The organism is Gemmatimonadota bacterium, assembly GCA_022560615.1.
GTDB lineage: Bacteria > Gemmatimonadota > Gemmatimonadetes > Longimicrobiales > Gaopeijiaceae > UBA1138.
The window spans coordinates 75,135-92,825 of sequence record JADFSR010000015.1; the positions used below are offsets into that span (position 1 = coordinate 75,135).

14 protein-coding genes are annotated in these 17,691 nt (G+C 63.7%); 7 read left to right on the top strand and 7 right to left on the bottom strand.

Annotation, left to right across the window (positions count from 1 at the left end):
- Positions 1-56: 56 nt before the first annotated feature.
- Entirely contained in the window at positions 57-2,222 is a 2,166-nt protein-coding gene (locus IIB36_10475) for a S9 family peptidase (protein MCH7532163.1), read from the bottom strand.
- Between the two features lie 267 nt (positions 2,223-2,489).
- Here IIB36_10475 and IIB36_10480 point away from each other — a divergent pair, with 267 nt between their 5' ends.
- Entirely contained in the window at positions 2,490-3,038 is a 549-nt protein-coding gene (locus IIB36_10480) for a hypothetical protein (GenBank protein MCH7532164.1), read from the top strand.
- 46 nt (positions 3,039-3,084) lie between these two features.
- On the opposite strand, the gene IIB36_10485 is transcribed toward IIB36_10480, so the two are convergent.
- The gene (locus IIB36_10485) at positions 3,085-3,705 is read right to left on the bottom strand and encodes a BRCT domain-containing protein (protein MCH7532165.1); all 621 of its coding nucleotides are present in this window, start codon (positions 3,703-3,705) and stop codon (positions 3,085-3,087) included.
- Positions 3,705-4,820: a hypothetical protein gene (locus IIB36_10490; GenBank protein MCH7532166.1), complete on the bottom strand. Its 1,116-nt coding sequence runs from the start codon at positions 4,818-4,820 to the stop codon at positions 3,705-3,707. The genes IIB36_10485 and IIB36_10490 overlap by 1 nt, the downstream gene beginning before the upstream one ends.
- 147 nt (positions 4,821-4,967) lie before the next feature.
- Between IIB36_10490 and IIB36_10495 the strand changes: the two genes are divergently transcribed.
- The 5 genes from IIB36_10495 to IIB36_10515 all read left to right on the top strand — a co-directional run bounded on the left by IIB36_10495 (position 4,968) and on the right by IIB36_10515 (position 11,577).
- On the top strand, positions 4,968-6,029 hold the full coding sequence (locus tag IIB36_10495; GenBank protein MCH7532167.1) for a DUF4956 domain-containing protein: 1,062 nt from the start codon (positions 4,968-4,970) through the stop codon (positions 6,027-6,029).
- Positions 6,026-6,877, top strand: a complete 852-nt coding sequence (locus IIB36_10500) for an SdiA-regulated domain-containing protein (protein ID MCH7532168.1) — start codon at positions 6,026-6,028, stop codon at positions 6,875-6,877. Before IIB36_10495 ends, IIB36_10500 begins: the two co-directional genes overlap by 4 nt.
- A complete protein-coding gene (gene ppk1, locus IIB36_10505) occupies positions 6,874-10,032 on the top strand; it encodes a polyphosphate kinase 1 (protein MCH7532169.1) in 3,159 nt (1,052 codons plus the stop codon). The genes IIB36_10500 and ppk1 overlap by 4 nt, the downstream gene beginning before the upstream one ends.
- Positions 10,033-10,372: 340 nt before the next feature.
- Positions 10,373-10,894 (top strand): hypothetical protein, encoded by a 522-nt coding sequence (locus tag IIB36_10510; GenBank protein ID MCH7532170.1) that lies wholly within the window; start codon positions 10,373-10,375, stop codon positions 10,892-10,894.
- Positions 10,895-11,220: 326 nt separating this feature from the next.
- Entirely contained in the window at positions 11,221-11,577 is a 357-nt protein-coding gene (locus IIB36_10515; protein ID MCH7532171.1) for a hypothetical protein, read from the top strand.
- A gap of 472 nt (positions 11,578-12,049) precedes the next feature.
- On the opposite strand, the gene IIB36_10520 is transcribed toward IIB36_10515, so the two are convergent.
- The gene (locus IIB36_10520) at positions 12,050-13,738 is read right to left on the bottom strand and encodes a serine hydrolase (protein ID MCH7532172.1); all 1,689 of its coding nucleotides are present in this window, start codon (positions 13,736-13,738) and stop codon (positions 12,050-12,052) included.
- A 317-nt stretch (positions 13,739-14,055) separates the two neighbouring features.
- Positions 14,056-14,361 (bottom strand): protein kinase, encoded by a 306-nt coding sequence (locus tag IIB36_10525; GenBank protein ID MCH7532173.1) that lies wholly within the window; start codon positions 14,359-14,361, stop codon positions 14,056-14,058.
- A 294-nt stretch (positions 14,362-14,655) separates the two neighbouring features.
- Between IIB36_10525 and IIB36_10530 the strand changes: the two genes are divergently transcribed.
- Positions 14,656-14,964, top strand: a complete 309-nt coding sequence (locus tag IIB36_10530; GenBank protein ID MCH7532174.1) for a hypothetical protein — start codon at positions 14,656-14,658, stop codon at positions 14,962-14,964.
- A 963-nt stretch (positions 14,965-15,927) separates the two neighbouring features.
- Here the strand turns inward: IIB36_10530 and nirK are convergent.
- Together nirK and IIB36_10540 are read right to left on the bottom strand one after the other, a co-directional pair.
- A complete protein-coding gene (nirK, locus tag IIB36_10535; protein MCH7532175.1) occupies positions 15,928-17,082 on the bottom strand; it encodes a nitrite reductase, copper-containing in 1,155 nt (384 codons plus the stop codon).
- A 216-nt stretch (positions 17,083-17,298) separates the two neighbouring features.
- Positions 17,299-17,547, bottom strand: coding sequence for a hypothetical protein (locus IIB36_10540; GenBank protein MCH7532176.1), 249 nt, complete (start codon positions 17,545-17,547; stop codon positions 17,299-17,301).
- Between the last annotated feature and the right edge of the window lie 144 nt (positions 17,548-17,691).

Sequence of the window (17,691 nt, forward strand, 5' to 3'; positions counted from 1 at the left end):
TTGGTTTTTGCGTGCAGAAACCTAGCTCGAAAACGAGGTCCCGAGGCGCATTCTCGTCAGCGTCCCGGCGGTCGGGGCCCGTCCACCTCGATCGTCTCCCCCCGGATCATCGCACGCTCGAAGAATTCGTCGGTGGCGCCGAAGGCGATGAGCCAGCGCTCGTAGAGCAGGGAGTCGTGCACGTCGTCCGGGAAGACGATGAGCTCGTACGGCACATCGTTCGCCCGGAGTGCTTGCACCAAGCCCACCGTCTGCGAGAAGGGCACGTTGCGGTCGTCGTCGCCGTGCATGAGGAGCACCGGTGAGGTCCATCCCTCCACCGCGGAGATCGCCGACGACGTGTAAGACAGCACCTCGGGATCGATGGAATTGCCACGCAGGTGCACCCCGGCCAGGTCCACTCCTGCCGCGAAGACGTCGGAGTTCCGCGCCAAGGCCTGGGCCGTCAGAATCCCCCCGTACGACAGGCCCCACACGCCGATGCGATCCCTGTCCACGTCCGATCGGCTCTGGAGATACCGCCCTACGGCGATGATGTCCCGGTACTCGGTGTTGCCCAGCCCACCCCGACCGGGGGCATTCCGGAACTCCCGGCCGTAGCCGATGCCGCTCCGATAGTTCACCGATATGACGATGTACCCCTTGTTCGCGAAGTACTGATTCATCGCGTACGACATGTGGTAGAAGTGCATATAGTGGTAGCCGAGCAGCATCTGTCGCCGGGAACCACCGTGGATGAAGAGGAGTGCCGGCCTCTTCTCTCCGGGCTCGAGGTCCGGGGGCAGGAAGATCTGGTTGTAGAACTCGAAGCCGTCTTCGGCGGTGAGGGTCAGGGCCTCTGGGGTCACGTGCCGGTCCACGGGGAACTCGTCCGGTAGGGGCGTGATGAAGCGGGGCTCGCCGCCATCTGCTGGAACGAGAGCCACCGAGAGCGGTCTGGCGGCCCCGCCGGCCAACGTGGCCACGGCGTTCTCCGAAGCGAGCACTGCCGGATACGTCTCCACACCGTCGCCGCGGGTAAGCTGTTCCGCACGCCCACCGGATGTAGGCACCTTCCACAGGTGCCGACGGTCGATGTCTCCAGCGTTGATTGCGTAGTAGAGCGTCCGCCCGTCGGCGGCCAGCGAGATGTACTCGGCGATGCCGTCCCCGGGCGTGAGCTTCATCGCCCCTCGCCCCGGGTGCGAGAGGGACACGGAGTAGTAGTGGCGCCAACCGTCGGGCTCGGCTTGGAAGATCACGTTGTCCCCGGCCCAGATGACCTGCCGCACCTCCCGATGCAGCTCGTCGCCGGGCTCGTTGTGCCACAGCTCCCAACCCGCCTGACTCTCCTGGTCCGCAACCCAGATGGACCAGTCGTATCCACCGGCGAAGCGGGCCGTCAGAAGTCCGTCGGGGAGGTCTTCCTCGGTGGCATCCCCCGGGTCGGCCTGGGCACCGAAGGGCAGGCCCGGTCTGCGAATGAACGCGATGCGCTTGCCGTCCGCCGACCACGTGGGGCTCGTGTCCCGATCGACACCGGGAGCCATGTACACGACGCCCGGCTTCTCGGTGTCGTAGACGCCGATGAAGCTGTGGTCCCCCCGATCACTGACGAACGCGATCTTCTTGGAATCCGGTGACCACACGGGGCTCCGGTTGTCGCCGAACGTGCTGTACAGTGGCGGCGCGTCGTCCACCGCCTCGGCCTCGTGGGTGCCGGGGTTCACCGCGGAGCGGTAGATGGCGCCGTCCTTACTGTACGCCACCCACTTCCCGTCGGGTGAAAGCGCGACGTTCCAGGCTTCCACGACGCGCCACGCATCGCCACCCCCGGTGTTGACGGCCCAGATGGCCCGCTCCGTACCCCGCGGGTCGCTGGTCACGTTGGCGATCCACCCGTCGCGGTTCGGCGTGTGCCCTCGGATGAACACCACCACCGAGCCATCGTCGGAAATCTGCACCTGGGACATGTCGTGGCCGTCGTCGTCCATGTAGTCCGTGAGGCGAAGCGGTGTGAAGTCCGGAGTCGCGGCGGTGTACAGGTTCCGCATGCCGCGCTCGAACTCGATCCACGCGATGCGATCGGCTGCTTTGGCCGACACCAGGCTCAGGGGAAAGCCCGGGCTCAGGACGTCGTCGATGGTGAACGACTGGGCGCGCGTGGGAGACGGTGATCCCAGGATCAGGATCAGGATCAGGACGACGAGGAGGGCGCTACGGCTTCGGCGGGACGACGACATGTCGGATCTCACGGCAACGAGGTTGGTGGCGGCCCCGGGCCGTAGCCCGGAGCGCTGCGCTGAAGCTGCCGGTGGGCGGGTGGGGAGCGCAACGGTGCGGGGGGGGCTACGTGGAGCTATCCTGTTGCTACGTCGATAGAGCCACGGAGATCGCGGCAACCGACGCGTGAACGCGATCGACTGTCGGAACGAGAACGAGCTGCTCGTCGGGGAAACCGGGAACTGGCGAGTACGGCGCGTCAGCCTACAATCAAGAGGGGAGTGAGCATGCGCATGAAGGCCTCAGCTCTGGTCACGACCGCAATGATGTTCTTCCCCCCGCTGTCTGTTGCGCAGGAAGCGCCGCCGACGTCTGCCACCGACATCACCCGTGCAGAAATCCAGACCGTATTGGAGAGCATGGGTGAGTCGATCGACCGTCAGCTGAAAGTCGTCGACATCGGCGGAGAGAACGTGGGCATCGGCATCCTCCACCGGGATGGGGACAACGATACCGACGGCGCGCTGCGAGGCATTATCCACGCCCAGGTGACGGAGGTGTACTACATCCTCTCCGGTGGCGGGACCCTCCTGACGGGGGGCGAGATCATCGATCCGACTGAGCCGTCCGCTGGAAGCATACTCATAGGGCCTACGTTCTCCGGACAGTCGAGGAACGGCCAGATTCGCGAAATCTCGGCGGGGGACGTCGTGGTGATCCCGGCCGGAGTGCTGCACGCGTGGACGCTGATTCCCGATGAGGTCACGTACCTGAGCGTGCGGATAGATCCGCACCTGGCTCTTCCAGCGGGATACGTGAACCCGGAGATCCGCTGACGGCGACTGGGCACCTCGCCGCGCTTCCGCGAGGCGTGGTCCGGCGCTACGGCAGCGCCGCCGTCCAGTGCTCCTCGGAGATGACCGCGATCGGCACTCCTCTCGCCCGGTACTGGACCACCTCGTCGAGCACCTCGCCGAACGAGCTCTGACACCAATCCGAGGCCCCGATCGAACCGATCACGACGTAGTCCGTACGGCGGTTCACGATGCGCTCGCATGTGCCGCCCAATTCGGTGATTTCGCGCTCACACGCGTGGACGGGCCCGTATGCCATCTCGCCGGCAAACAGGAAGGCGTGTCCCTCGAAGACGACGTCCGGCTCTGGTGTGGTGAGCGGCACGTCGGTCGCGAGCGGAAAACCGCCCCCGTATCCGGCGGGGTTCTCGGCGAGCTGCGAGAGCAGCGCACGCAGGTGCTTTTGCTCTCTTCGGTCCACTCGACCATCGAGGAAGATGCGCTCGAGCCTGCGAGAGAGCATGTTAGCCGGCCAACGAGTCACGACTTCGGGATGCGCTCTCGTCCATTCGGCGAGGCGTTCGGCTTCGTCGCTCGAGACGACACCGTCTGCGATGACGCCTCGCACCAGGCCCACCATCTCGGCAAGACCCTGCTCGATCTCCCTTCGCGCCCGAAGGGTTCGGGCGCGACCGGCGGGTCCCGTCACTAGCCGGGCAAAGCCCGACAGATGTCCGTCATTTTGCGCTCGAAGTCACGCTCGCTGTCGAGGGTCTTGTAGAAGTTCTCGTAGAACTTCACCGCGTTCTCACGCCGGCCCTCTTCCATCAGCTCGAAGCTCATGTACAAGTCCCAGAGCGCATCCCGCTGCTCGTTGAACATCGGCGCCAACGTTGCTTGCACGAGCTGGGGTCGACAAAAGCCGCGGAAGAGCCGGTCGGTCACACGCCGCAGCCGGTACCGCTCGGTCAACGATGGGTCGGGCGACGCGTAGCGCGCGTTGACCGCCCCAGAGAAGTCGAAGTCGTACGGCACGGTCAAGTACTTCCCTTCCTCGGTCTGGATCAGCTTCGTGTTGTGCCCCTCGACGGCCGACCAGTCCGTGTTCCCGATCATGTAGTTGAACATCGCTACGAGCACGGCACCATCGCCGTCGACGCGGGCCGGGTGGAACTGCCCCGTGCCGAAGTCGTCGTACTCGACATGGATCGCCCGATTGCGCTCGGCCATGTCCTCGTCGCTCTCGAGGAGAAAACCGATCTTGGTGCGCGTATCGTAGTCGTCGTTGATGTCCACGTACGTGATCTCGACGAGCCGGACCCGGAACGACGCTGGCGTGAGCAGTTGATACGCCTTGTACGCCAGGTACTCCCTGTAAACGTAGCGCTGAAAGTTGTCGCGACCGTCGTGGCACGGCGTCACCAGCTTGAGCTTGTCCTGACCCTCGAAGACCGTGCCTTCCATCTGCTTCTTGGGAAAATCGAACCGGAGCGGCGGGAAGTTGCAGTTGCGCTTGCTCCGCCTGAAGATGCCACGCGTGCGTACCTCTATGGCCTGTTCGATCTGCGCACCGTCCGCTCCTGCGAATGTGAGCGTCCCGTCGACTTCCATCGTGTCGATGCGCTTGTCGCGAAGCCACTTGATGTCGGTCAGGAGCGTGATCCGCAGGGGCTCCTCCGATTGAAACAGAGGGGCGTTCTCGGCCACTTCAGCGCGCTCCATGTACTGCTCGGGCGTAGGGAATTCGAAGTCCTGCGCGGAGAGCGCGGGGGAGAGGCCGATCAGAAGGGCTAGGGACGGGAAAACGGCGCGGCAGACGGACATGACATTCCTCGCATCTCAGGGTCGCTCGAAGAGTACGATCCGCCGGACTACATTTCCAGCAGATTCTTGCTGCGGACCCCGAGGACCGCGCATCATGCATCGTCAGAGGGCGCTTCACGCTCCCTTACACACCACTCGGAGTTGTCGATGAGCCAGCCACGCGCACCGTCCACCTCCAATCGCGGCCTCGGGCGAGTCCTTCTGTACTACATCGCCATGGGCGTGACGACCGCCTTGTTGATCCGCTTCCCGGACTTCCGCGACGCGATCTCCGGCGCGAAGCTCGCGGAGCTCGCCAACGTCAATCTATTCAATCCTGATGTGCCTGCGGTCGGGGACCCCGTGGCGGTCTCGACATGGGCCCGCGCGATCACCGCGGGGATCTCGATGGTAGGCGCGTTGGCCATCATGATTCCCGTGACGTGGGTCTACATGGTCACCCGGCGCCAGCGCGGGTATTCCGAGTCGGTGGTGCACACGCTGCTCATCCTGCCCGTGGCAGTGACCGGCATCGTCATGATCGTTCAGGCGAACCTCGCGCTCGCCTTCTCGCTCGCGGGCATCGTCGCGGCGGTCCGCTTCCGGACCACACTCGAGGACACGAAGGATGCGGTCTACGTCTTCCTCGCGATCGGCGTGGGTGTATCGTCCGGTGTGCAGGCGCTCGGGATCGCTCTGGTGCTCTCCGTCCTCTTCAATGTGGTCATCATCGTGCTCTGGAAGACGCAGTTCGGCAACATCTATGCGGATCAGAACGCACGCTCGGGTCCGTTGGATTTGGGCGATGTGCTCGCGGGTCCCGCTTCGGCGGCGAGCGCGCTCCGGGTTGGTGATCCCGCGATTCTGGACGCAGCGGCCCCCGCGGACCTAGCCGAGATCGCCGACCACGCGGTGCGGATCGAGCGCCATCTCAACGCGGAGCGAGAGAAGAAGAAAGAGAAGCGCTGCAACGTCTTGATCATGGCGTACGGCCCCGGCGCGGAGCAGGCGCAGCGCTACGTCGATCAACTCCTCGAAGAGCTCGCGGATCGCTTCAAGCTCATCGAGGTGAACCCGGTGAAGGGACGCGGCGTTCTGCTCGAGTATCTGGCCAAAGTGGACGGGTCGGGGGTCGAAGGCGCTGTGATCGACCGACTCAACAATGCGCCCGACGGTGTCATCACCGCGGCGGAGCTGCGCTCACTCAGGGGTCTCAAGAAGTTCACGTGACGCTACGCGCGTTCCTGTCCTTGCTCGGGGCGGTCGGGCTCACAGGACTGGCCGAGGTCCAGGAGTACCGGACGCTCGTCGAGCGGTACGACTTCTCCAGCCGTTCAATGCGTCGCGATCTGCCGGGCCGGCTGGACGAGGTCTCGGGGCTCGCGTTCACCCCTGACGGGCGCCTCTTCGCGCACGGCGACGAACGCGCGTGGATCCACGAAATCGATCCAAAGACCGGTGAGGTCGGCAAACGCTTCATGTTCGGCGAGCGCACCGCGCGCGACGACTTCGAGGGCATCGCGATCGTGGGCGAGCGGTTCTTCCTGATCTCGAGCGGAGGCTTGCTCTACGAGTCTCGCGAGGGCGAGGACCGCGAAGATAAGGCGTACCGGGTCACCGACACCGGGCTCGGCCAAAGCTGCGAGGTCGAGGGCCTCGAGTACCACCCCGCTTGGGATGAGCTGCTCATCCCGTGCAAGTCGACGACACTGGACTTGGATGCCATCGTCATCCACCGCCTGCCGATCTCTCCCGACACGCCGCGACCCCCGCCGATTCTAGTCGAGCGTGCCGCTTTGGCCTTCCACGGAATCGACGCCGACTTTCACCCATCCGGCATTGCGCTCGACCCGAACACGGGCACGCTGGTTCTGGTCGCCGCCCGGGAAGAAGCAATTCTGGAGATCTCCATGGAAGGCCGGGTCATCTCCGCGCTCCGACTCTCTCGCCGGCGGCACCCCCAGACCGAGGGTGTCGCGTTTGGACCCGATGGCACCCTCTACCTGGCGGACGAGAAGAATGGGCGGGCCGCCCGCCTGACAGCGTACCACAGGATCGAAGGGCTCGAATCGCGATGAGCCGACGACTCAACCTGCCCGTGCAGGACATCGCTCTGCTCGAACAGCTCGCGGCATCGAGGCGCCTGGGGGGGATGTTTGCCGGGAAGTCGACGTTCCTGCTCCTGCGCAAGACGTACTTCGACACGCCCGGCGGCTTGCTTCGCGAACGGGGCATGACGTTGCGTCTCCGCATGGAAGCCCAGGGCCGGCAAGTCGTCGAGCTCACCATCCAGGACGACCTGAACCTTCAGGGTGTGGTCGAAGAGACCGTGCTCGAGACCCCGGCAGTAGGCGGCGGGCTGTACTCCACGATCTGCGGCGCTTCCGAGGTGGCGACACGAGTGCGCGAGGTCGTGGACCCCGCAGCGCTCAGACCGCAGCTCGCGATCGACATCGACCGGGAAACGCGTGATCTGAGAGCCAGGTGGTGGGGCCGGCCACAGCACCGAGTCTCGTTCGATCACGTAGTGGCGCACGCGCCCGGCGTCACCCGAGCGTTCTATGAGATCACGCTCACGGAAGTCATGCCGGGGCGTAGGAGCCTCGAGGCGCTGGGCCAGCGGCTGCGTACCGAGCACAAAATCGAGATGGACGGGCATGACAGCTTGGAACGCATGCGCGTCGCGCTCACGGGCACGACCGAAGCGCGGGTCGAGATACCTCACGAGGTGCGCGTCGCGCTGCTCATCCTCCAGGACGGCAAGGTCGCGCTGCTGGACGGCAAGAAGGGTCTCACGCTCCCCGACACCCACGGTGCGGGCGAGGAGCTCGCTCGCGAGTTCTTGCAGGAGCTGTTGGCGCTCGACAGCGGAGGTGTCGAGCTGGACCTGATCGGCTTCGCGCCGCCGCGAAAGGGCGGCGCCGACCTCGAGGTCTGGCTGCACGTACGCCCGCCGATGAGCGAAGAGCCGCGCGCTTTCATCTGGGTCCCACTCGACGAGTTGATGGAGCGGGTCGGAGGTCCGCAGCTCCGCGATCCGGGGCTTGTGGCTGCGCTGCTTCTGCTCGTCCGCTCCGAGATCGGGTTACGGCTTCTGCGTGACTCGCAGGCACGCGCGGAAGAACCGATCCAACTACCTCTGGCGGAGAGGGACCCGAGCCTCGAAGCCGGCTCCGGAGACGATGACTTCCTCGACCTCGAGCTCAGTATCCTTGATTTCAACCAGCGGGTGCTCGAGCTCGCCGAGGACGATTCGGTCCCGCTGCTAGAGCGCTTCTTCTTCCTGTCGATCTTCTCGAGCAACCTCGACGAGTTTTTCGTGGTTCGGGTCGCTCGCTTGAAGGAGGAGGCCGATCTCGGTCCTACGGGAAAGGGCGAGGCACTCTCGGCTCGACAACTGCTCGATCTCGTCGCGATCCGGGTCCGCGCGCTCATGGCGCGTCAGTACGAGTGCCTCACCCAGATGCTGCTCCCGGAGCTTGCGGAGCGGGGGATCCGCCTCAGGCGCTGGGATGAGCTCCGGGCAGATCAGCGCGACGCGCTCTCGACCAAGTTCTCGGCCGATCTCTTCCCGTTGCTGACGCCGCTCGCGATGTCGGCCGGCCCTGGTCGATCTTTCCCGCGACTGCCGAGCCTAGGTCTCTCGCTCGCTACGGTGCTGCGGAAGGAGGGCGAGTCGGAGACTGAATTCGGCTATGTGCCGATTCCGGACTCGCTGCCGCGCTTCGTCACGATCCCGGGCACGAAGGATCTCGTGGGCACTGGTGAGCTGATCATGGCGCACGTTGCCAGGCTCTTCCCGTCCTTCGAAGTGCAGGGCGTGCATGCGTTCCGGGTCAGCCGCATGAGCGACGTCGAGATCGACGAGGACTCGTCGGGCTCGCTGCTGGCTGCGGTCGCCGATGAGGTCGAGGACCGGCGCTTCAAGCCGGTCATCCGGATCGAAGTGCAGGCTTCGATGCCCCGCGAAGTGCGCGCCCACCTGCTGCGTGAGCTTCGCGCGGAGCGGGGCAGTGACTCGGCTCCGCTCAAGCGCGTCGACGTCTACGAGGTGGACGGGCCCATCGACCTCAGGGGCTTTGCTGAGTTCACGGACTTGGATGTGCCTGGGGGCCGGTTCCCGCCGTACGAGCCGACGCACCCGCTGGCGGACGACGTCTCGATATTCGACGTGCTCGCGGAGCGCGACATGCTGGTCCACCACCCGTTCGAGGCGTTCGACAACACCGTCGGTCGCTTCCTGAGCGAGGCGGCGGACGACCCCGACGTGGTGTCGATCAAACTCACGCTGTACCGCACAGGGCGGGACTCGCCGGTGATGGAGGCATTGCTGCGTGCGCTCGACGCGGGCAAAGACGTGTCCGTCTTCGTGGAGCTCAAGGCGCGCTTCGACGAGGAGAGCAATATCGAGTGGACCCATCGGCTCACCGAGGCGGGTGCACACGTCGTCTATGGTGTGGTCGGCTACAAGACGCACGCGAAGACCGCCCTCGTGGTCCGGCAGGAAGCGGACGGTGTGAAGCGGTACGTGCATATCGGTACCGGGAACTACAACGCCACGACCGCTCGCTTCTATACCGATCTGGGACTCATGTCTGCGGATCCGGACTTGGGCGCCGACTTGAGCGATTTCTTCAACGAGCTCACCGGTGGGGCAGGGCCCCCGCAGAAGGATTTCCGCCGACTTCTCGTCGCGCCTAGCTCATTGGTTCAGGGCATCGAGCGCATGATAAAGAGGGAGATCGAGCACGCGCGCGCCGGGCGCCCCGCCCGCATCCAGGCGAAGCTCAACGGCTTGGCGGACCGCAAGGTCGTGAAGCTGTTGTACCGGGCCGCCGAGGAAGGCGTGAAGATCGACCTGATCATCCGTTCGATTTGCACGCTCAGGCCGGGGGTGCCAGGCCTCTCGGAGGGAATCCATGTGCGGAGCATTCTGGGGCGCTTCCTCGAGCACTCCCGGATCGTGTACTTCGAGAACGCCGGCCAGAGCGAGTATTACATCGGCTCGGCGGACTGGAGGGCGCGCAATCTCCGGAGGAGGTTGGAGGTCGTGACGCCGGTCGATGACCCAGAGGCTCGTAAGGTGCTGCGGTCCCTGCTGGACGCTCAGCTCGCGGATCCGCGCGCATGGATTCTGCGCCCGGATGGGGTGTGGGAACGCCTGTCAGGTGACGGCCTCACGAGCCAAGAGCAATTCATGATGTTGGAGGAGAACGGCCGCACGGCGCGTTGAGCGCTTCCGCCACCGTCGGTAACTTTCCGGCGCGGTTGACGAGGCCGCACGAGCGCCTGTAGCTCAGCTGGATAGAGCATCGGCCTTCTAACTAGCCAGGCGTTCGGTAGCGTGAGGCGAGAAAAGCCGTGTCGCTGAAGGACTTTCCTACGGCGGCACGGCTCTACCGGGCCTGCCGTTCACGAACTTCCGGTACTGTCAGATCGCCGAAACCATATCTCCGGGGACGCGAACTTACACACTTACTTACACACTCAGCCGTGACCGCCGCTGGAACCCACTTACTCCCCGCAGGGGTCGCAGTCATGCGAATGAACTTCGACAGAGAGGAGTCAGGTAAATGAAAGAGCACGAGCTCGCGGTGGTCGACGGTAACTCGACCCTACCGGAGGGCACCCAACAACCCGAGACAGCCAGAACCCTGGCGGACTGGGAGCCGACGCCGAGAGTGATAACGCCAGAGGAAGAGGAGTTGCTCGACTCGGTCACGGTATCACCCGTAGCCCCGGTCTACCTCAGAGCGCTGATCGCGACCGGGAACAGTATTGTCGCGTGCGCAGCCGTAGGGATCGACCCGTCGACACCCCGGAAGTGGAAGCGCAGAGACGCGCACTTCGCGGCGATCCTGGCTGACATCAGAGAGGAGATCGTAGAGCGCTGGAATGGGCTCGCCGAGTACCGAGCCCTGCGCGGCTTTGAAGAGCGCATCTACGACAAGCATGGCAATCTGGCTGGCCGGAAGATCAAGCAGGACCCGAGCTTCCTGCGAGCGATGCTAGGCGCCCAGGACCCCGAGCATTGGGGAGCTCGCAGTGAGCGGGACTCGAAGATCACGATCGTGATCATGGACGTCGATGAGTGAAGCGGCGGCGTGGACCTCCAAAGAGCGCAAGATGTTGCGTGCTTAAGCTCGCGCCACCGTTCGGTAAGGTTTCACCCCCCGTCACTACCCCCCACGCGCGTGAGGCAAAATGCAAGCTCTTGCAACCTTTTTGGCCTTCAGACTCCGCATGGATATGCACGGCCCCAGCGCATGAGAGCAGCGCATAAAGCTCCATCCGGTGCATTGATGACCGCCAATACCTTGGAAGCCCAAGGGATTCGGGGCTTCAGGGCCGACAGAAGAGCTTCGTGTAAGAGCTATTATGTTACCTTGGCCACCCCAAAACGGCCGATTCCTGAGTGATTATGCACGGACGTTCGACCGAATGGGTAGAGATCACGGTGGACGACATCTCCCGGCTCGACTCAGACCCCTCGGTCGACAAGACCCCAGACCAGCCTTGCAGCGATGTGGACTACGTCGAGGACGTCATCCTCCTGTTCCACACCTCGATCGGGGGCACCATCCACTCCACATTGGATGCACTCAGCCAGCGGTGGGGAGGCTCGAAAGGCGACGTAGCCAAGAGCCTCTCACATATCGGCGCGACCACTGGGGTTGATGTGCTGATCCGCTGGTCCGACCAAGTGGTCCGGATCGTCAGACTCTTCGTCGGCCCGACCTGGGGTGTGTTCGGTAGCCAGCCCCACGCCGACGCATAGTTGCGGCAGGCCCCTGAGCGCTCACACACGCGCTACGTAGGCCTTGGGGGTACGGCGGTGGTACTCCAAGCGACTTTCGGGGTTTCTACGGGCACTCAGGACGTTCGGGGCACGCCTGGGGTCAGGTATTCAGGGCCCCTAGCTTTTTTTCACGGGGTCGGTTCACAGTACGTATATAGTCTGCCCTGGCGATTTTTCCCGTTTTTTGAAATCGAGGTTGGAGGGACGCCTATCTCGCCAGCAGGATCAAGCCGATACGATCACCACGCCTTCCACGAAGACGCGAAGCCAAGGGACCTGAGCCTTCAAAGTCGGAGCGGACACTTCCATGCTGTTTGCGGATGCCCTGTTGTTGCAGGAAAACTCTGGTGACGTCGCAGCACATTGGCCATGGTCGAGCGGGCGGACACACGGCCGAACGCCGATGGGTGGAGCGACTGGTCCAATGAAGCGGGACAGGCGGTCGCACCATCTACCGATAGGCTGACAACAGGTCGTGATCCGGCCAACTGGTGATCGCGTCTATTGCTGGCTGGAGGTTAGGCCAGGCACCGGGAGGTCTCCGATTGAGAAGTAGTGTCCAGGTGGTGCCATCCGCCTGCCGTGTGAGGACGGCGTAGCCGCCATTGGGCAATCCCGAGTGATTCCAGGTCAACCCATCGGCCTCTGGCGATATGCCCCAGAAGTTCGTGTAGTAGAAGCCGGCTCCCGGAAACGTGGCTGCGTTCCGCTCGACCATGAGATCGACAGTGTTCGGCTGGAGAAGCCTCGTCGAGCCGTTCAGGCCCTCGACCCCGTTCATGAGCCGAATCAGGTCGATCGCCGATCCGATCCAGCTGCCCGAGGCCCCCCAATAGATTAGCCCCAATGGCTGGTACCCCTCCGGGGCCGCGTTCTCATCGTAGTACACCGGCTCCTGCGGTTCCTGCTCCGCAGGGTCCCCGCTCCCGTACTTCGCGCGAGTCACACCGACCGGCGCGAAGATGTTGGTTCGGACCCAGGTTTCGTAGTCGACCCCGGTGACGTGCGAAATGTATTGGGCCACGGCCTGGGCCGAGTAGTTTTGGTAGGCGTAGGTCATGCCGGGATCGTGGTCCAACCGGACCCCGCGTCCATAGCGGAACAGTTGAGCGGGGTCGCTCAGGCCGTCCCGCCACACGCCGCTCCAGACCGCATCGTCGACCTCACGGCTGCTATCCCAGCCACCCGCGTGGTCGAGCAAATTGCCGAGGGTGATCGTCTCGATGCGTGGGTCCTCGATCTCGCCCGACAGGACGGGCAGGTATGACAGCGCCACGAAGGGGAGATCGTTGCGCGACATGGCGCCGGCCTCAATTAGCTTCATCGCGGCGATGCCTACGATGGGCTTGGATACGCTGCCGTAGCGGAGCAAGTGGTCGGGCTCCATCGCCTCGCCAGCAGCTATGTCCGCCATTCCGTATCCGCGCGCTAGGACGAGACGTCCGTCCCGAGCCACAGCCAGTGTGGCCCCAGGGATCTGGTTGTCTCTCAGGTAGGCGACCACCGCCGCATCTATCCCCCCAAGGCTAGCCACTTGTACGCCGCGAATGGTAAAGATGTCGACACTCACAAATGAACCCGCCGATACCTGGCCGGCGGACGCTATGATGGTCGCCGTGCCCGGCGATATCGCGGTTACGACGCCATCGGAGACCTTCGCGATGGTGGAATCCGACGTAGCCCACATCATGCCGTCGTCGGTCAACGCGTTACCGTTCTGGTCTCTGGCCGTGGCCGTGATTTGAGCCGTATCGCCGAGTTCCCAGAAGCGGAGTGCTGTATCAGACAGTTCGATGCTAACCGCCACTTGTAGAACGGTCACAGCTGTCGAGGCTTTAGCTGACCCCGAGCTGGCGGTTATCGTCGCAGAGCCATCGCCCACTGCCGTCACCAGCCCCGAGGACGAAACCGTGGCAACCTGAGTGTTCGCAGAGGCCCAGGAAACCGTGGCTCCCCCCATCGTGTGTCCGTTCTGATCCCTCACCGTTGCAGTGAGCTGCCGCGTCTCTCCGACCGACGAGAAACTCAGCGTCGTCGGTGAGATTGATACGGCCGTCGCAGTGGGAGGTTGCGGGCCATCAGTATCGGTCGGCGACCCTGTCCGATCGCAGCCGGCAAGGCTGACGAGTAGAAAGGTCAAGAGGCGGCAGACCTGCATTCGCGTTATTCGTCCAAGGCAGTGACGATGGATCGGTCTCATCCTTTAGCCTCCCTACGCGTAATTACCGATTGTAAACCCAGCGCACCAGGGATCTTTTGCTCCGTACACGGTAGTGCCTAGAGGCGCGTATGCAAATTGGGCGCGAGCGGGTCATGGGGGAGCCTCCAGCAAAGGACGATGTGCCGCCGACGACTGGAGACGATGAGCCGACGTGACCGCTTTCCAAGCAGCGTCCCTGCCAGCATGTGAGCGGCCCGCCGTCCTCGTGCCTCCTGGTAGATGACACGGATGTAGGGTCAGAGATGTGCGCCGCCCGCCACGAGCCCTGGACGCTCGGCAAACCAGACTGGTGCCAAACTTCCGTTGGTCGCTCGCAGGATGTGCGGATGCTGCAGGTTCGCGGTCGTCTTGATCTCGGCCAGGAAGCGCTCGGCTCCGACTACGGCTGCGAGTTCGGGCTTCAGCACCTTCAGCGCGACCTGGCGCTCGTGCTTGATGTCCTCGGCGAGGTAGACGGTGGCCATGCCGCCCTCACCGAGTTCGGACCCGATGCGGTAGCGGCCTTCTAGGGCTGCGTTCAGGCGCGTGATGGCTTCGCTCATGCGCTCAAGATGCGGCGCAGGTCAGCAGAGCGCGAGTAGAATCCCTTCAGTCTCCCTTCATCGAGACACCCTCGGTGCTTAGCGCCCAACCGGGAACGATACGGACCATTCAAGTCGCCCGCTCGGCCTCAGTCGCACGTCCGGTCGTGGCGACATCGGCACCTCTTCCCATCTGTCAGTCTTGAACGGAGCCCCGACGAGGGCACCGATGACGGAAAATCCTAGGGCCACCACTCCGACTGCGACGACCAAGGGCGCCACATCAACGATGGTGCAGTTTGACGAAGCGCAGAGTTGCACGGCGGTTACCGCTCCCAGACCACCACCGACCAAGGCTCCGATGATGCAAACGCCCTTCGAAACAGCACTTTTCTGGCCACGCTGTACTTCGAGCCATTCCAGCGACGTGAGCGGGAGAAGAAGCAGTTCGCCCCCGTCCTGGCCGATCTGGAGCCCCAACTCGGTCTCGTCCAGCGTGCGCACGAAGCCATCGTGTGTGGCACCTTCGAGGGTGTGGGCTCGTACTCGCTCACCAACGACGACCGGCGATACGTCCTGCGCTACTACCTGGGTCGGCACACCGCCGATGAGGCACGCCACTGAACAGACAGCGTTCACGAACGGGAACCGCATGACCTAATCCTCCCCTCTTCGCAGCAAGTGCGTGCGTCTCCGCAGACGAACGTCGGAAGATCACGCTCGTTCCGCGCCTGGGGGAGGCGATTACAGGGTATGCGGTACTGCTGAAAAGGGCCAGTAGACTCGTCTCTGCCGCGCTCGCTACAGCAGAACCAGCGGCAGCCCCAGCGCGAACAGCGCGCTCACGCCTGCGAAGCCCACATGAGCCAAAAGCCCCGAACGCCGCTGGGACGCTCGGGGCCTCACGACCGCTGGCTCGACCCTTAGCCGCCGCAGTTCGGCGGACATTCCCCTACGAACGTGTCCCCGTGCGCCAAGTGTGCTAACAACGCTGCCATCCCGACGGTGATAGTCTTGCCCTTGTGGACAATCGTGACCTTGGGAAGTCCCGCCTCTGCCGCCCTTGGTTGGACAAGCGCCAGGACGGTGAGAGCCAACACAATGGCGGTGAACTTCTTCGCGAGTCGCTTCAAATACCCATAGGCCTCTCGTTCCCCTTCGGCCCGCTCAACCCCACCCCCCCGAAGCGGCTCAGTCCAACTGAATCGTTTCCACACTCTCAGGTCCATCGCCTTGCCAGCTACGCGCGTGAGAGTGTGGAAACAATCCTTATTTGTTAGGCCGCCCGGCATTCGGAATCTTTCCCTCACGCACGAGTCTGCCGAGGTGATCCGCTGAGTAGCCGCTCTCGGCGGCGGCCCGCTGGAGGGTGAGGACCTCGTCGTTCTCGGCGGCCAGGGCCTCCTCTAGGCCTCCTCTTGGCCTCTAGGCCATGCGCGCAACGCTCGTAGGTGATAGCGATGGGATCTTCGGCGTGCTCCCGAAAGATTTCAGCCCTTGTCAGCCACTCTTCGGCGAGGTCAGACAGCCGCATCAGTCTCTCGCTCCCAGTCCCCGTCGATCAGGCCGGTGGGGGGCGAGGGCCGTCTAGTTGCCGCTCATGGGTCGGGCTTCGAACGTAGTCGTCATGAGCTGGTCGTCCCAGCCACCCGTCACGTGAATCAGCGCCTTCGCATCGAATAAGAAGGCCTTGATGAGGTTGTGGTTCAGGTAGGCGTACACGCCCTCCTGTCTAAACGTGTACACGGCGGCGGCCGTACCTCCCGCTACGACACCCCAGGACTCGAGCCCCTCATCGGGTCGGTTGTTGAACTTGCCACTCGGCCAGACCCAGTCTCCGTGGCCCCCGATCAAGTGCGGGAAGGACGGATTGTTGGCCTGTGAGTGTAGCATGAGAATCGTCTCGCCCACTTCGGCTTCCAGCCTAATATCCTCGGTCAGCGCTCCGTAGGTGCCGTTGAAAGCGATATGGGTCGGTACGAGGCCTCGCATCACTTCGAGCATCGGAGCCATCTGAAGCGCGAAATTGTCGAAGCGCTTGGACGTCCCGTCGTCGTTCATGGGGACGTAGAAGTCCTGCTCACCGAAGTAGAACGCCCGGTCATAGCGGACGGGATTCCCGTAGCCGTCGCGCAGCCCTTCACGTGGAAGCACGAGGATAGCGCCGTTCCCACCGGATACCACATGGTACGGAACCCTTTCCCCGCCCGGGGCACAGTGGTACACGAAGAACCCGGCCTTTTCCGCCCGCCAAAGCAGTCCCACTTCTTGCCCGGGATCGACCATGGTCAGGGCTCCGCCGCCGAGTGCGCCCGTTGATGCGTGAAAGTCGATGTTATGGGCGCGTCGATTGCCGGCCCCGGTCTCACCGAACCGAATGGTGTCCGTGGTGCCGTTTACGAGTGTCAGGTTGACCCAATCCCATTGGAAGACAACCGGAACAGGACCGGGCACGCTGTTGTTGAACGCCATCTGCCAGACGAACACGTCGGGCGCGATCTCGACCTCTCGTTCAGCGATCTCGAGACGGATGTTCACGATTCGGGGCGGTCCGCTGGCCACCTGGTCGTGAATCGGCAGGAAGGGTGGCGCGACGAGCTCCTGGTCTACGGACTCAGCATCCTGCCGACTAAAGCTCACGATCGCGGGATCTGGTTCGACCTTCCACCCGTTTCCCGACGTGTCCTGAGAGCACGCGGGAAGAAGCAGAAGGGAAAGCGAGAGTGTTGCTATGCGTTTCATTTTTCACGTTCCAAGGTTGGAGATGGCCAGCAGACCTCGCCGCTGTGGAGACCCTGGTGAGGAGGGTCAGCGTGGCATGCCTGATCTCGGGTTCAAGTATACGGATTGGTGATGAACGTCGACGTGTGACGGAGCGACCGCGAAGTCGGGGCTCCTCTTCGCCACCGCCCGCAGCACATCTACTGTGACTCCGTGCAGGCCTTTTGGCGGTACATCCTACCCCGGCAGGACCTGCGGATGCTGGAGGTTCGCCGTCGTCTTGATCTCGGCCAGGAACCGCTCGGCACCGACGACTGCTGCGAGTTCGGGCTTCAGCACCTTCAGCGCGACTTTACGCTCGTGCTTGATGTCGTCGGCCAGGTAGACGGTGGCCATGCCGCCCTCACCAAGCTCACGCTCGATGCGGTAGCGGCCTTCGAGGGCCGCGTTCAGGCGGGTCGAGAGATCAGACGGTTGGTCATTCATGCGGGCAAGATGCGGCGTAGGTCAGCAGAGCGCGAGCAGAACCCGTTACAGCAGCTCCTCACCCGCCAAATTGGCCCTGTAGAAACAAGGATCGCCTCAGAGCGCTTTCGGACTCTCTTCGGGTGCATGCCGGTAGGCCAAGAG